Source organism: Pseudoalteromonas nanhaiensis (genome assembly GCF_051235485.1).
Lineage (GTDB): Bacteria > Pseudomonadota > Gammaproteobacteria > Enterobacterales > Alteromonadaceae > Pseudoalteromonas > Pseudoalteromonas lipolytica_C.
The window spans coordinates 21,297-36,738 of record NZ_JBPNYQ010000019.1 but is presented as its reverse complement, the minus strand read 5'-3'; the positions used below and the strand labels follow the sequence as shown (position 1 = coordinate 36,738).

Here is a 15,442-nt window from a genome sequence, read left to right as displayed (position 1 = left end):
TGCTTTAAAGAATATGAAGGGAAGCGTATGCTTCCCTTTTTTATGTCGAATATTCCGATAAAATGAAGTACGTACTCAGACCCTACCAACAAGAGGCCGTAGAACGCACGGTTGCTCACTTTCGACAAACAGATGATGCTGCACTGATCGTATTACCAACAGGGGCAGGAAAAAGCCTTGTTATTGCAGAGCTTGCGCGCATTGCCAAACAAAAAATTATGGTGCTTGCACATGTCAAAGAATTGGTGGAGCAAAACGCAGAGAAATATATGAGCTTTGGCTTTAAGGCGAGTATTTTTTCTGCAGGTTTAAAGCAAAAGTCTTTAACAGAGCAAGTCACCTTTGCAAGTGTGCAGTCCCTGGCGCGCAATACCGATAAGCTGAGTGATGCCTACTCTTTGTTGATCATTGATGAGTGTCACCGTGTCAGCGGTGATGAACAAAGCCAATACGGGCAGGTGATAGCGAGTCTAAAAAAACAAAACCCCAACCTTAAAGTGCTTGGCTTAACTGCGACACCTTTTCGTATGGGGATGGGCTGGGTTTATCATCATCATTATCACGGTTTTGTTAGAGGTGATAAAGATGCGCCATTTAAAAAGTGTATTTTTGAGTTACCACTGCGCTATATGATTAAGAACGGCTATTTAACGCCGCCCCATGAAGTCGATGCTGCTATTAGTCATTATGACTTTTCATCACTACCGAGTGATTCATTTGGTCGATACAGTATCGAAAATATGAATGCATTATTGAAAGATAACACACGGGCAACAAAAGCTATTATCAAGCAAGTTATAGAATACAGTGAACAGCGTCATGGCGTGATGATCTTTGCCGCAACCGTGATGCATGCCAAAGAAATTACCGGTTACTTATCAGAGCAAAATACTGCACTTATAACCGGCGATACCGATAATAACGAACGTGACCGAATTATTAATCAATTTAAAGCAAAACAAATAAAGTATTTGGTTAATGTATCTGTGCTCACGACAGGCTTTGATGCTCCTCATGTTGATTTCATCGCGATTTTACGGCCAACCGAATCGGTCAGTTTATACCAGCAGATTGTAGGTCGGGGCCTGCGCTTAAGTGAAGGAAAAAAAGACTGCTTAGTAATTGACTATGCAGGTAATGGTTTTGATTTGTTTTATCCTGAAGTGGGCAGTAAAAAAGCGCAAAGTGATAATGAGCCTGTTCAAGTACTGTGTCCGGGTTGTGGATTTGCGAATATTTTTTGGGGTAAAACAGACAGCGAGGGCAAAGTGATTGAGCATTTTGGCAGACGTTGCCAAGGCTTGCTGGACGATGGTGAAGAACAAGTTCAGTGCGATTATCGTTTTCGGTTTAAAGAATGTGAGCAGTGTGGTGAACAAAATGACATTGCTGCAAGGCAGTGCCAGTCCTGTGGTGCCATGATGGCAGACCCTGATGATAAACTACGAGAAGCACTAAATTTAAAAGATGCCTTGGTATTAAGGTGTAGTGGTTTGTCAGCTCAGGTGATCGCAAAAGGTTTACTTAAAATTAGTTATTATGATGAAGACGGTGCAAGTTGTGATGAGGTATTTAACTTAGCAAATGACACCGGACGATTTATTTTTAATAAGCAGTTTGGTAAGAGAGCAGCACCAGGTTTTACCCCAATTGAATGGCAAAGCGCTGAGCAGGTTGTCGATTTACAGCAGCAACTACTGGCCCCCGATTTTGTGATTGCGCGTAAAAATAAAAAATATGGTTGGAAAGTGGCAGAAAAGCTATTTGATTATCAGGGGAATTTTCGTAAAGCGAATCAACTAAATTGATTCGCTTACAAAATTGGCTGGCAGGCTTATTGTTCTTCAGCCATTAAACCCCAGCCATCACCATAACCATTATGGCCATTAGCGATGCTTTCTAAGTATTGCTCAGTTTGGCTAAGTAAAGTGTGATCTGGCACCATCTTCACGCGGGTAATTACTTCCCACACCCCTGTATCTGGGCATTTGGTTAACTCTGTTGAAGGAGCAAGCTCATCACTTGTAATCGCTTCAGCAAATTTTTCTGCTTCAGGTTTTTGTTCAAAAAGAATATAGAAATCGATGGTTTGCATACTGGTTAAATCGACACCAGCTTCAGCTATTTCAGCTAATAATTGACCGTTTTCGTCATCAGGGAAGTGCATTTAGTCGCTCATTCATTATAAATCTAGGTATTATCCGCTATTGTAGCGAAAATAATTGTTTAACGCGTACTAATTTTAGCATTTCAATTATGTCGGTGGCTATTGCACTGTGCTAGTATCTTTTTGTACTCATTTTAGATTATGACTCCTCCAAAAAAGTAAGGATATTTTTTGTATACTCGGCATTTCTTTTTTGTCTTTTTGTTTATCTGCTTTTCATACAGCCAGCATGCATCGAGTGCGGCTACGGTTATTAAAGATTATAAAATTCAGGGGATCAGTGATGAGCTCGAAAAGAACGTTGAGCTTTACATAAAACAACTTATCGATGAAAAAACTTCCAAGGCATTAAAGCGTCATGCTAAAAGCCAAGTAGAAATGAGTTTAAAAGCCCTTGGCTATTACAAACCGACCATCAAAATTAGTTTCGATAACGCGCAGCAGCTATTAATTGTCGATGTTGAACGAGGCCCTGTTACCCGAATTGCAGATATCAACGTAACTATCACTGGTGCCGGGAAAGATGACGCTGAATTTATGTCTGCTGTCAATAGTATCAAAATCAAGCAGGGTGACTTTTTAAATCACGGTAAATATGAGGCTGCTAGAAAAGGTCTTGAAAGCCAGCTATTAGAGTTAGGCTATTTTGATGCGAAGTGGCACGAGCATAAATTGGCCGTATCGCTAAAAAATAATAGCGCAAAAGTCATTTTTAATGTCGATACCGGTCCTCGCTATCAGTTTGGTGATATCACCATCGGGAGTGAGACTCCCGCTGAAAAATACATTCGTTCTTTGGCGGAGTTTAAACAAGGTCAGCCATATAAAGCGACCGAGGTTTCTGATTACAACTTAGCGCTATCGAGTACTCCTTATTTTACCAGTGTCCGTGTGTATGCAGACATTGCAAAACGTAAAGATAATCAAGTGCCTGTTAATGTTGATGTACTACATAAGCCAGCCAATAGCTATGAAATCGGCGGTGGTTTCAATACCGACTTTGGCCCAAAAGTTCGTTTTAAATGGACCAAACCTTGGATCACCGAAGATGGCCACTACTTAGAAAGCAATTTAAACGTTTCTGAAAAGCAACAAGACATATCATTAGGCTACACGGTACCGGTCGATGATCCTAATGATGACCTTTGGCGTTTTTCTCTGGGTTACAAGCTCGAAGATGGAGTAACCAATGATCTGTATAGCAAAATATTAACCGGACAATTGCAAAGGCAATGGCTAACCGAAGACGATTGGGTGCGCACGGCCTTTTTAAGACGTGATTATGAAACCTATCGTATTGGTGATGAGGAGCAAAGTGCAAAAATGCTGATGCCCGGTATCAGTTATGCGAAAAAAGATACCGAAGGGGGTACAACACCTTATGAAGGTTACCAATGGATGGTTTCGGCCGAATTTGGTTTAAAAGATATGATGTCTTCAACCAACATTTTACGCTTACAACTGCAAAATGCCTGGCTAACTACTTTTGCAGATCGCCATATGTTGTTTTTAAGAGCCAACCTAGGTGCCATGCTGGTCGATAATATAAATGATGTGCCGTTATCACTGCGTTTTTATGCCGGTGGTGATCAGAGTGTACGTGGTTTTGCCTATGAATCTATTTCCCCAGAAGATGAGGAAGGGCGCTTAATTGGTGGTAAATATTTGATGAGTGGTACTGTTGAATATAACTATCAATTTGCTGAGCATTGGCGCGCAGCCTTATTTGTCGATAGTGGTACTGCGACTAATGATTTTAGTGACCGCGTCGAAGTCGGTGCCGGTTTTGGTTTTCGGTATTTAACACCTGTTGGCCCGGTGCGTATCGACCATGCTTGGGGTCTGACAAAAGAAAGCAAAAGTACCCGATTAAGTATTACCATAGGGCCTGAAATCTAATGAAGATGTTAAAAAAGATAACCAAGGTTCTATCAATCACGATGGCAAGTTTGCTAGTCATTGTGTTTTGTTTGTTATTCACCGCACCCGGTAATCACTTTATTGCATACACAGCTAATAAGTTAGTTGATGGCTTAACAATAAAGCTGCCATCTGGGCGTTTTTTATATAACGATGCGTTTGATGTTCACTTTGAAAATCAAGGCATCAAGCTTGATGCAAAGCAGCTAAAAATTGATTTGTTCTGGTGGCGTTGTGATGGCATTTGTCTTGATAATTTGAGCGCCCAGTCGATAGATTTAAATATTAAAAGCCAAGCTGCATCAACTGAGCAGGGCTCTGAAACAGAGCCTGAAGTTGCACAAGCCGCACAAATTAGCTTACCAATGAAAGTTGCTGTTAAGCGAGTTGCAATTAATCGCTTTAATCTTGCGCACCCGAGCGCCGATGTAACAGTCAATAAATTAAACTTAAGTGGTCGTGGCGAAGCATCGGATCTTACAGTGGATTCACTGACCATTGCTGATATTGCTGTGATGCTGCACGAAGCAAAAGAGCAGCCTAAATCAACGCCATTAACAGAGCTTCCAGCATTACCAGCACTTGATATTACGCTACCGATTAATGTTGAGTTAAAGCAACTTCAAATCAGTAAAGTTGCTGTTACTCCTTATGGCGCAGAAGAGGCTCAGCTTGTCGAAAATATTGAATTGGTAGCTTCAGCCAAGGGAAGCGATATTAATCTTGAAAAGCTTGCTGCAAGTTATCAGCAATGGCAATTGAACACCAATTTAACGGCAGCGCTTGCGGGTAAAAATACAGTTGAGGGGGCTGTGTCTGTAAATAGCACTGAGCATCAAGCTAAGTTATTAGTTTCAGGGCCGCTTGAGGATTTAAAGTTAGACCTAGTTACACAGGGAGCATACCCAGCAGAGTTAAAAGGGGCTGTGAACCTAAAACAAACAAATTACCCATTTGATTTAACTGGTCAAATAGCAAAGTGGCAAATAGCAACAGATACACAACAGCTGCAATTATCGGACTTTGATTTAAAAGCGAAAGGCCATGCCGATGCTTATGCTGTTGATTTGAGTCTAGTAACGCAGTTAGATGCATTACCTGCAATGACTTTGAAATCGCAATTACAAGGTAGTTTAACAAACGCAAAACTTGAGCAGTTAAGCCTTAATACTAACGACAGTAAAGCAGAAATTAACGCATCAGTTGATTGGTCAAATGGCGTAAAAAGCCAATTTAAAGGGGTTTTAAGCCACTTAAAAGCCCAATATTTAACGGATGCACTAAGTAGTGATTTATCTGGTGAATTTAATGGTTCATTTAACTTACAAGCAGGTAAGTGGCAGCTTGCCTTAGATAATACGCAATTAAATGGCTCTGTGAATGACGTGCCAGTGACCTTACTGTCGGACTTTGAACTTGATAGCAGCTTGCATGCGAGTTTTAATAAACTAGAAGTGAAAAGCGGTAAAAATGAAATTGCTTTATCGGGTCAGGTAGATGATGTATGGCAAGTTGACGGCAAATTGCGTTTAGATGCAAGTGGTCAAGATATCTTGCCTATGCAAGGCAAGGGCTTTGCTGATTTGAGTTTGCGTGGTGAGCGTCTTGCGCCAACAGTTGATTTAAATTTAGTTCTTAATACATTGAGCTATCAAGATATTCAGGTTGATGGTTTAACATTAAAAGGGCAATTTGATTACGCTGCAGACTGGCAAACGGATGTGTCATTGGTGCTTGATTCTGCATCGATTAGCGAACACAAAATTAATCAAATTGAGTTAGACGCTAGCGGCGATAAAACAGATCACCATTTAACTTTTTTACTCGATGCAGACCAAGGCAAGGCGTCATTTGATATTGACGGTAAATTTAATAAAGAAACCTGGCAAGGTGCGCTGAGCCAAATTCTTGTTACCGATAATCAGGTGCGCTTTGGCACTAATAAACCAGTTAATATTCAAGTTAATACCAAGACATTTGACTTTAATGTCGCTGCACATTGCTGGCAAAGTGATAACTCAAAATTATGCTTTGAGACTTTGCAGCAAACTAAGCAGTTAGGCCAGTTAAATGCACAGCTTGCAGCGTTATCGATTGCTGAATTTAAACACTTCTTACCAGATAACTTGAAAGTAATTGGCGATGCAAGCGGGGAGTTTGTTGCCAACTGGAATAATGGCGCACTAAAAACCATTCGTGCCAATATCAAAACTCAGCAGCTTGAAGCATCCTTAATCGATGGTGCAAGTGTATATAAATTACCGGTTGAGGTTTTAGATATATCGGCAATGAGCGATGCACAAGTCGGTAAACTTAATGCCACTATTGATTCATCCGTATTAGGTAAAGTAACGTCAGAGCTCAACATTGATGATATTCAAAATCAACAGACCTTAGCGGGCGACTTGGTTATTGAGAAAATTGAGTTAACAAACTTACGACCCTTTATTGCTTCACTTGAGCAACTAACAGGCGACATTAAAGGTCGATTAGCAATCGCAGGTACTTTAAAAGAACCATTACTCAATGGTGATTTTGATGTAGAAAAAATCAACCTTGAAGGGGCAAACCTGCCTGTATCGCTGCAAAACTCTTATGTGAACATTGCCTTTAATAACCAAAGTGCGAAGCTGACAGGTGAGCTTAAAGATACCGAAGGGGGCGCGCTTAATTTATCTGGTGGTGTTGATTGGCAGCAAGATTTACCTGACATTGACGTGAAATTAAACGGTAAGGAGTTTTTTGTGCGTGCCCAGCAAGATGTCACCTTTAAAGTATCGCCAGATTTAACTATGTCGTTGAAGAATAATGCGTTTAATCTAGATGGCCAAGTTGTAGTGCCATGGGGTCGTATTGCCATTGAAGAGCTACCAGAAGGCGCTGTACAAGTCAGCGATGATGAAGTCATTGTTGATATTGAGCAGCAACAGTCAGAAAAAGTGCCCTTTGATTATGCTATTAACTTAAAGGTGTTGGTTGAAAATGATGTGCGCGTTGACTCGTTTGGCTTACAGTCGAAAGTTGAAGGTGACATAAACATCAGCATGGACCAAGTTACGCCGATGATAGCAACTGGTGAGTTGAACCTAGTTCAAGGTACCTATCGTGCCTTTGGGCAAGACTTGCAAATTCGCACCGGTCAGGTGGGCTTTAGTGGCTCAATTGATAAACCGTACTTGAACATTAAGGCAATTCGTAATCCAGACAACACCTCGAATGGCGTGATTGCAGGTATTACGTTAACTGGTAATGTCGAACAACCTTCATTAAAAGTGTTCTCAGAGCCTGCGATGGACCAAGCCCAAGCATTGGCTTATTTATTAAACGGGCAACCTCTTGATGAAGGAGATAGCTCAACCGATGCGATGCTCACCCAATTACTGCTTGCCCAAGGTGTAAATCGCAGTGAAGGTGTGGTATCCAAAATCGGTGAAAGCTTTGGTTTGTCTGATGTCAGTTTAAGCTCCAGCGGCAGCGGGGACGACACCAAAGTTGAAATATCTGGTTACGTCACACCAGGTATTCAAGTGAAATACAGTGTCGGCATTTTTGATTCATTAAGTGAAGTGGCAGTTCGTTATCAATTGTTGTCGCAATTGTATATCGAGGTAACCAGCGGTTTAAATAGAAATGTTGATATTCTTTATAAATTTGATTGGGACTAATACATCTACTTGGCACCATAAATCGCTTTTACTTGCTTATTAAGGCATAAGTTAATAGGCTGAATTGTCAATTACTTAAAAGATAATAACAATGAAATTAAGTCTATTAACTCTGTGCCTTGGCGTAGTATTAGCTGCACCAATTGCTGCAAAAGAAACAAGCCAAAAACGTTCTGCTGGCGAAATCATTAAAACCGCAAGTAGCAGTGAGTGGCGAAAAGTCAGTGCCGAAAACGTTATTAAATTAACCTTACCTACAGGCGCTGCTTATATCGAACTAAACGATAAACTAGCGCCCATTCACGCAAATAACATGCGACAGCTTGCCAAAGAAGGGTTTTATCAAGGCCTGAGTATGTATCGCTTTGTTGAAGGATTTGTTGCGCAGGGCGGGGATGCCAGCGAAAGTAAACCCGTTAAAAATGCCAAAAAAGGGTTACCTGCTGAGTTTTATCTACGCACCGAGACTCCTTTAGCGATTACAGAGCTTAAAGGACCTGATGGCTATGCCGCTAAAACGGGCTTTTTAAATGGCTTTGCTGTAGCACAAAACCAAAGCCAAACCGAAACATGGCAAGTACATTGCCCAGGAATTTTTGCTATGGCCCGCGGTAATGATATTAATTCGGGTGGTACCGAATTTTATGTAACCATCGGCAATAGCCAGCGCTATTTAGACCGTAATATCACTGTGTTTGGTCGTGTTTTAGAAGGGATGGAGCACTTTAATCTCTTGCAGCGTAAAGTCACTGATAGTCAGGCATTTAACCCCATCACAGATATGCAAGTATTAGCAGATATCAAAGACACAGATAACAGTGAATTTCGGGTGATGAAAACAGACTCAAATGCGTTTAAAGCCCTTATTGAAGCGCGTAAAAATCGCGTAGAAGCATGGTTTGTTGAAAGCCCTGATTACATCGACGTTTGTGCCATGCCAATTCCAACAGAACGGATTAAATAAAGCCATGACCACCTGATAGATTATTTGATACAATATCAGTCTATTGGTTAAGAAATATAAGGGTATCGGGTGGTTAACCTAGGTCCGCTGTTCGGCGAATTAAAAACGTGTTTACGCAAAGATCAATTCATCTTCAAAAAACGCCTACATGGCATCAAAAAAATCAACGATGAAACTAAGCAAGCGAGCATAGCGCAAAAAATAGCAGAAGATATTAGCCGTTCGCAGCAATTACGCGAGCATCGTTTGGCTGCCTTGCCTAAAGTGACCTACCCAGAACAACTTCCTGTTAGTCAAAAGAAAGATGACATTAAACAGGCGATCGCCAATAACCAAGTGGTGATCATCGCTGGTGAAACAGGCTCAGGTAAAACGACACAGATCCCAAAAATGTGTTTAGAGCTTGGCCGAGGTGTTGACGGATACATTGGTCATACTCAACCTCGTCGACTCGCGGCTCGAAGTGTCGCGAATCGTATTGCAGAAGAAATGCAATGCGAGCTAGGCCAACAAGTGGGCTTTAAAATTCGCTTTAGCGACCAAGTTTCTGACAATAGTTACATTAAATTGATGACAGACGGTATTCTGCTGGCTGAAATTCAACAAGATAGGTACCTAAATCAGTACGATACCATCATCATCGATGAGGCCCACGAACGCAGCCTAAATATCGATTTCATCTTAGGCTATTTAAAAAATTTACTGCCAAAACGCCCTGACTTAAAAGTTATTATCACCTCAGCAACAATTGACCCTGAGCGTTTTTCTAAACATTTTGATAATGCGCCAATCATTGAAGTATCTGGTCGTACATTTCCCGTAGAGGTTCGTTACAGACCAACCACTGAAATTAATAAAGACGACATGGAAGCAGATGGTGACCAACTACAGGGAATTTTTGATGCAGTCGATGAGCTTTGCGATGAAGGCCCCGGCGATATTCTGATTTTCATGAATGGTGAACGAGAAATCCGTGATACCGCCGATGCGTTATCGAAGCGAAACCTCAAAGGCACGGATGTTTTACCGCTATATTCGCGTTTATCAAACGCTGAACAAAACCGAATTTTTGCGCCGCACAGTCGCCGTCATATTATTTTAGCCACCAACGTTGCTGAAACGTCATTAACGGTGCCGGGTATTCGCTATGTTATCGACCCAGGTACCGCGCGTATTAGCCGCTACAGCTATCGAACAAAGGTTCAACGATTACCGATTGAGCCAATTTCACAAGCCAGTGCCAATCAGCGTAAAGGTCGCTGTGGTCGTATTGAAGCGGGTATCTGTATTCGTTTATACAGTGAAGAAGACTTTAATTCGCGACCAGAGTTTACCGATCCTGAAATTTTACGCACCAACTTAGCTTCTGTTATTTTGCAAATGCTCGGCTTGGGACTTGGCGATATGCAGCAGTTCCCGTTTGTGCAAGCGCCAGATAGTCGCAATATCAACGATGGTTTAACGCTACTTGAAGAACTCGAAGCAATTAAGCCTGCTAAACGTCATAAAAAGACGGAACTCACTAAATCAGGCAGAAGTTTAAGTCGCTTACCTGTTGACCCGCGCCTAGCAAAAATGGTGCTCACGGCTGATGGCTTAGGCGCACTGCGTGAAGTGATTATTATTGTTGCAGCATTGTCGATTCAAGATCCAAGAGAGCGACCACAAGAAAAACGCGGCGCAGCGGATGAAAAGCATGGCCGCTTTGACGACCCTGATTCAGATTTTATCGCCTTTTTAAATCTGTGGAATTACCTTGAAGAGCAGCAATCTGAATTGAGCAATAGCCAGTTTAGAAAGTTATGCCAAAAGGACTTTTTAGCCTATATGCGTATCCGTGAATGGCAAGATATTGTTTATCAGCTATCAACGGTGTGCAATGAAATGGGCATGAAGGCCACCACCAATGTTGCTGATAGTGACCGAATCCATCAATCTTTATTAAGCGGTATGTTAAGCCATATTGGTTTTAAAGATGAAAAACAAATCTATAAAGGCGCCCGTAATAGCCAGTTTCATATTTTCCCAGGTTCTGGATTATTTAAAAAGAGCCCAAAATGGATTATGGCGGCGGAGCTTGTCGAAACCAGTAAGCTTTATGCTCGCATCAACGCGCGTATAGACTTGAAATGGGTGGAAGGCTTTGCACAGCATTTAGTGAAACGCAGCTACAGTGAACCGCACTGGGAGAAAAAGCCGGGTGCAGTTATCGCGTTTGAACAGCAAACCTTGTATGGCCTATTAATCGTTAATAAGCGCCGCTGTGTGTATAGCAATATTGATCCGAAAGTAAGTCGCGAGTTATTTATTCGCACCGCCTTGGTAGAGCAAGAACTGGGTCAAAATGAAGGTTTTTTACAATATAACCAAGAATTAATTGAAGATATTCAAGTTCTTGAAAATAAATCACGTCGCCGTGATATCTTGGTTGATGAACAAACCTTATTTGAATTTTACGACAAGAAAATTCCGCAAGATGTAAATAATCGTGCCGCGTTTAATAAGTGGTGGAAAGGGCAAAAGCAAAAAGATAAGCGCTTTTTGCATATGTCTCGAGAAGAGTTAATGCAGCATGGTGCCGATCATGTCACCGAGTTTGATTACCCTGATACTTGGCAGCAAGAAAACTTATTATTACCACTGGCTTATCATTTTGACCCGGGCCAAGCCGTTGATGGTGTGGCGGTACAAATTCCGGTGGCACTGTTAAACCAAGTACAAGAAACTGGCTTTGATTGGCATATTCCAGCATTTCGACATGAGTTAATTTGTGCGCTGATCAAATCACTACCAAAAACAATTCGTCGTAATTTCGTGCCTGCACCAAACTATGCCGATGCGGTACTCGCTGCAATCGAGCCAATGCAAGGTAACTTAATTGATGCAATTAGCACGCGTTTATTGCGTATGACTGGGGTGCGTGTTGAGCCTGATGCATGGGATTTATCAACCCTTGCTCCGCATTTACGGCTGCAGTTTGAAGTGCGCGATGAAAACGATAAGTTACTTGCTCGCGGTTTAAATCTGACTAAGCTTAAAGCTCAGTTGCAAGGTAAAGTGACGGATACTTTATCTAAAGTAGCTGACAAGGGTATAGAGAAAGCTGATTTGACCGAGTGGAGTTTTGGTGAGTTACCAAGCTCTTACGTGAAAAAGCAAGGTCAATACGAAATTAAAGCATTTCCGGCGCTGGTGGATAAAAAAGATTCAGCAGCAGTTGAGCTATTTGATAATGAACACAAAGCACAGCAGGCGCACCAACAAGGTTTACGCCGCTTGGTATTATTAAACGTGCCATCACCGATTAAATATTTACAGCAAAACTTACCGAACAAATCTAAATTAGGTTTGTACTTTAATCCGTTTGGTAAGGTGAATGACTTAATTGATGACTGTATCGCAGCAGCCGTCGATAGCCTATTAACTAAATATGGCAACATCCGCACTGCAGAGTCATTTGAAAAGGCCAAAGAGCAAATTCGCGGCGAGCTTGGTGACACAGTTGTTGAGATTGCCACCCAAGTAGAGCAAGTGCTGAGTATAGCTCATGGCTTAAATAAACGTATGAAAGGACGCGTTGATTTAACCATGATTACGGCGCACGGTGATATTAAATCACAGTTACAAAGCTTAGTGTTCAAAGGCTTTGTAAGCCAGCACGGCGCAGCAAAAATGACAGATTTAATTCGTTACTTAAAAGCTATTGAACGCCGCTTAGAAAAGTTACCGGTTGATCCTAATCGCGATCGTTTATGTGTATTAGAGCTTGAAAAAGTGGCCGAGCAATATCAAAAACTTACTAACAAAATTCCAAAGGGGATGCCTGTACCAGAAGAGATTTCAAATATCTTTTGGATGCAACAGGAGTTGCGCGTTTCTTTATTTGCACAAACACTGGGGACACCCTATCCTGTATCTACAAAGCGTGTACTAAACGCAATTAAAGAAAGTGAGTTATAATTAATGTAAAGGTATTATGGTGAGGGTGAATTCTCATCAAATTGAGTCAAATACGTGACTACTAAAAGGAGAGAGTGTGGGCATTGAAAAGGAAAGACCGATTTCTATTCCTGAGCGCAGCATAAATCGGCCTCAACAAACTATCTTAATTGTTGATGATGAATATTTTAATTATGAGATGCTCAAAGCAAGTTTAGGAAATGAGTTTTCGCTAAGTTACGCGAATTCAGGGGCCTCTTGTTTAACATCGGCTATTGCTGAGCCCCCTGATGCAATCCTTTTAGATGTATGTATGCCTGGCCTTGATGGTTATGACACGTGTCGATTATTAAAAAATACACCTGAAACAGCAAAAATTCCTGTGGTTATGGTGTCTGGACTTGAGACAGAGCTTGAGAAAAAAGCGGGTTTTGATGCCGGATGTGACGCCTATGTAGTGAAGCCATTTTCTGTTAAAACACTTATTGAGAAAATAAAAACACTGGTATAGGAGGCCATATGTTTCATGAGGAGAAACGTGACTTTCGCCGTATGCAAATTCACACCCCTGCAAAGTTAATTCCGCTAGAAGGCGGAGAGGGCAAAGAAGTTGCTGCAATTTGTACAGATTTAAGTGCCACAGGGTTAGCTGTGCAGCTTGATGATGTATTAGAAATAGGTAGCTTGTATCGAGTGTTAATTGCTTCTACAAGTACAGCAATTACTTCGTTTGATGCCACAGCTAAAGTTGTGCGAGCAACCAAGGAGCAAGATGGCTCCTTGAGTGCCGGTTTAGAAATTGTAAATTTTAACTAGTAAACCTTACAGATCAGGCCTTTCAGATAAAAGCCTTCTGGGTAGCTGCCAGCAATTGGGTGGTCGGCAGCTTGGTTTAGTCGCTCCATGATCAATAAGTCTTTACCTGCATCAAGGGCAGCATCCGCAACCACTTTTTGAAATAAGTTTTGTTCCATTAATCCAGAGCACGAGAAGGTGAGTAAGGTTCCACCTGGTTTTAAGATTTGCATCGCAATCATATTGATATCTTTATAACCACGACACGCACCCGTTAATTGCGCTTTGTTGTCAGCAAATTTTGGTGGATCCATAACGATAGTATCAAATTGCACACCTTCATCACGGTATTGGCGTAATAACTTAAAGACATCTTGCTTCACAAAATCAACTTTAGATAAATCGAGGTTGTTGTGCTCAACGTTACGCTTAGCAGTATCAAGCGCTGGCTGTGACACATCCACGTTAGTAACGTGCTTACAGCCACCACGTAACGCATAAAGCGAGAAAGTACCAGTGTAGCTAAAGCAGTTTAATACTGTTTTGTCTTTAACAAAGCGCTCAAGAGCAGCACGACTATCACGTTGGTCTAAATAAAAGCCTGTTTTGTGGCCTTCAAGAATGTCTACTTCGAGTTTAAGGCCATTTTCTTCGATGATGACAGGTTTTGTTGGTTCCTTACCCCAAAGTAGGCCCTTGATTGGCTCAAGACCTTCTTTAGTGCGAACATCAACGTCTGAACGTTCATAAATATCGCAACCTGGGAAAATAGCCATCAGTGCAGCAACAATTTCACCTTTATGGCGTTCTGCACCGGCACTTAGTAGTTGACAAACAAGTACATTATCAAATTTATCGATAGTAATACCAGGTAGGTAATCAGACTCAGCAGCACTTAAACGAAAACCGGTTAAACCGCCTTCGCTGATCACCTGCTCACGGGCAGCATAGGCACGGCGCAAACGTTTTTCAAAGAATGCTTGGTCAATGATTTCGTTTTGATCAAAACTCCATACACGAGCTCGAATTTGCGATTGCGGACTGTAAGCAGCAATCGCTAAAAACTTACCGTCATTGTCATAGATAGTGACAGTATCCCCTAGTCCTGGCTTACCTTTTACTTTCTTAATGGCTTTTGAGAACACCCATGGGTGTTTTCTTTTTAATGATTTTTCACGTCCAGCTTGCAGGTAAATAGCAGATGACATAGGGATTCTCGCGTCAAACAAAAGGGGGCATAGTTTAATGAAGCACTGGCAAACATACAATGAATGTTTTGAACAAATCCAGCAAGCACGCTAAAGTAAGCATAATTTCAATTAGTTAATGGTAATAGCCTGTATATGCAGCCAGAAATAGACTTTGCAGCTTTAGAAACTCAGTGTCGAGATTTTATTATGTCTTTACTCCATGCCGATGTCGCACACGATATAAGTCATATCGAGCGTGTTGTGAGGGTTGCAAAACAGTTATGTATTGCCGAGCAGGCAGAAATGGCAGTAGTGTTACCAGCTGCTTGGTTACATGATTGCGTTGCGGTTGCAAAAAATCACCCAGACCGTGCAAAAGCATCGACTATGGCCGCAGACAAAGCGTTGAGTTTTTTAGCCTCAATTCATTATCCTGAGCAGTATTTTAGCGCAATTCATCATGCTATTGCGGCACATAGTTTTAGTGCCAATATCAAAGTACAAAGCGTCGAAGCGCAAATAGTGCAAGATGCTGATCGAATGGATGCATTAGGCGCAATTGGGGTAAGCCGCTGCATGAAAGTAGGGGGCTCAATTGGTCGCTACCTGTATCATAAAGACGATCCATTTTGTTTAAACCGCGAACCAGACGATACAAAATATACCCTCGATCATTTTTTCATTAAGTTGTTACACATCAGCGAGAGTATGAACACGCCATCAGCAAAGGATGAGGCTAAACGACGCACAGAATACATGCTCGCATTTTTAGAACAGTTGAAAACTGAGATAGGGGAGTAAC

The 15,442-nt window shown here is 41.6% G+C and carries 10 protein-coding genes; 8 read left to right on the top strand and 2 right to left on the bottom strand.

The genetic code is table 11. The features are described 5' to 3' along the window. Positions 1 to 62 precede the first annotated feature (62 nt). The gene (radD, locus tag ACSFVZ_RS15365; protein WP_435559173.1) at positions 63 to 1,808 is read left to right on the top strand and encodes a DNA repair helicase RadD; all 1,746 of its coding nucleotides are present in this window, start codon (positions 63 to 65) and stop codon (positions 1,806 to 1,808) included. A 26-nt stretch (positions 1,809 to 1,834) separates the two neighbouring features. Here the strand turns inward: radD and ACSFVZ_RS15360 are convergent, their stop codons facing one another. Beyond that, positions 1,835 to 2,167 (bottom strand): ribonuclease E inhibitor RraB, encoded by a 333-nt coding sequence (locus ACSFVZ_RS15360; protein ID WP_135925338.1) that lies wholly within the window; start codon positions 2,165 to 2,167, stop codon positions 1,835 to 1,837. 171 nt (positions 2,168 to 2,338) lie between these two features. Here ACSFVZ_RS15360 and ACSFVZ_RS15355 point away from each other — a divergent pair, with 171 nt between their 5' ends. The 6 genes from ACSFVZ_RS15355 (at position 2,339) to ACSFVZ_RS15330 (ending at position 13,471) form a co-directional block, all read left to right on the top strand. Next, positions 2,339 to 4,066 (top strand): autotransporter assembly complex protein TamA, encoded by a 1,728-nt coding sequence (locus tag ACSFVZ_RS15355; RefSeq protein ID WP_435559172.1) that lies wholly within the window; start codon positions 2,339 to 2,341, stop codon positions 4,064 to 4,066. Then, a complete protein-coding gene (gene tamB, locus ACSFVZ_RS15350; RefSeq protein WP_435559171.1) occupies positions 4,066 to 7,752 on the top strand; it encodes an autotransporter assembly complex protein TamB in 3,687 nt (1,228 codons plus the stop codon). The genes ACSFVZ_RS15355 and tamB overlap by 1 nt, the downstream gene beginning before the upstream one ends. Before the next feature lie 91 nt (positions 7,753 to 7,843). After that, positions 7,844 to 8,716: a peptidylprolyl isomerase gene (locus tag ACSFVZ_RS15345; protein ID WP_435559170.1), complete on the top strand. Its 873-nt coding sequence runs from the start codon at positions 7,844 to 7,846 to the stop codon at positions 8,714 to 8,716. Between the two features lie 69 nt (positions 8,717 to 8,785). Further along, a complete protein-coding gene (gene hrpA, locus ACSFVZ_RS15340; RefSeq protein ID WP_435559169.1) occupies positions 8,786 to 12,676 on the top strand; it encodes an ATP-dependent RNA helicase HrpA in 3,891 nt (1,296 codons plus the stop codon). A gap of 121 nt (positions 12,677 to 12,797) precedes the next feature. After that, a complete protein-coding gene (locus tag ACSFVZ_RS15335; protein ID WP_421967025.1) occupies positions 12,798 to 13,166 on the top strand; it encodes a response regulator in 369 nt (122 codons plus the stop codon). Between the two features lie 8 nt (positions 13,167 to 13,174). Continuing rightward, positions 13,175 to 13,471 carry a PilZ domain-containing protein gene (locus ACSFVZ_RS15330; RefSeq protein WP_235383609.1) on the top strand — a complete coding sequence of 99 codons (297 nt, stop codon included), beginning with the start codon at positions 13,175 to 13,177 and terminating at the stop codon, positions 13,469 to 13,471. Here ACSFVZ_RS15330 and ACSFVZ_RS15325 read toward each other — a convergent pair. Continuing rightward, positions 13,468 to 14,658 (bottom strand): class I SAM-dependent methyltransferase, encoded by a 1,191-nt coding sequence (locus ACSFVZ_RS15325; RefSeq protein ID WP_435559168.1) that lies wholly within the window; start codon positions 14,656 to 14,658, stop codon positions 13,468 to 13,470. The genes ACSFVZ_RS15330 and ACSFVZ_RS15325 overlap by 4 nt on opposite strands. A gap of 135 nt (positions 14,659 to 14,793) precedes the next feature. Here ACSFVZ_RS15325 and ACSFVZ_RS15320 point away from each other — a divergent pair, with 135 nt between their 5' ends. Next, positions 14,794 to 15,441 (top strand): HD domain-containing protein, encoded by a 648-nt coding sequence (locus ACSFVZ_RS15320; RefSeq protein ID WP_135925325.1) that lies wholly within the window; start codon positions 14,794 to 14,796, stop codon positions 15,439 to 15,441. Position 15,442: the final 1 nt, after the last annotated feature.

What these genes read in the sequence shown, in the direction of transcription:
- ACSFVZ_RS15360 (WP_135925338.1), bottom strand. Translation starts at nt 2,167, where the DNA reads ATGCACTTCCCTGATGACGAAAACGGTCAATTATTAGCTGAAATAGCT.
- tamB (WP_435559171.1), top strand. Translation starts at nt 4,066, where the DNA reads ATGAAGATGTTAAAAAAGATAACCAAGGTTCTATCAATCACGATGGCA.
- ACSFVZ_RS15345 (WP_435559170.1), top strand. Translation starts at nt 7,844, where the DNA reads ATGAAATTAAGTCTATTAACTCTGTGCCTTGGCGTAGTATTAGCTGCA.
- ACSFVZ_RS15320 (WP_135925325.1), top strand. Translation starts at nt 14,794, where the DNA reads ATGCAGCCAGAAATAGACTTTGCAGCTTTAGAAACTCAGTGTCGAGAT.
- ACSFVZ_RS15330 (WP_235383609.1), top strand. Translation starts at nt 13,175, where the DNA reads ATGTTTCATGAGGAGAAACGTGACTTTCGCCGTATGCAAATTCACACC.
- ACSFVZ_RS15325 (WP_435559168.1), bottom strand. Translation starts at nt 14,658, where the DNA reads ATGTCATCTGCTATTTACCTGCAAGCTGGACGTGAAAAATCATTAAAA.
- radD (WP_435559173.1), top strand. Translation starts at nt 63, where the DNA reads ATGAAGTACGTACTCAGACCCTACCAACAAGAGGCCGTAGAACGCACG.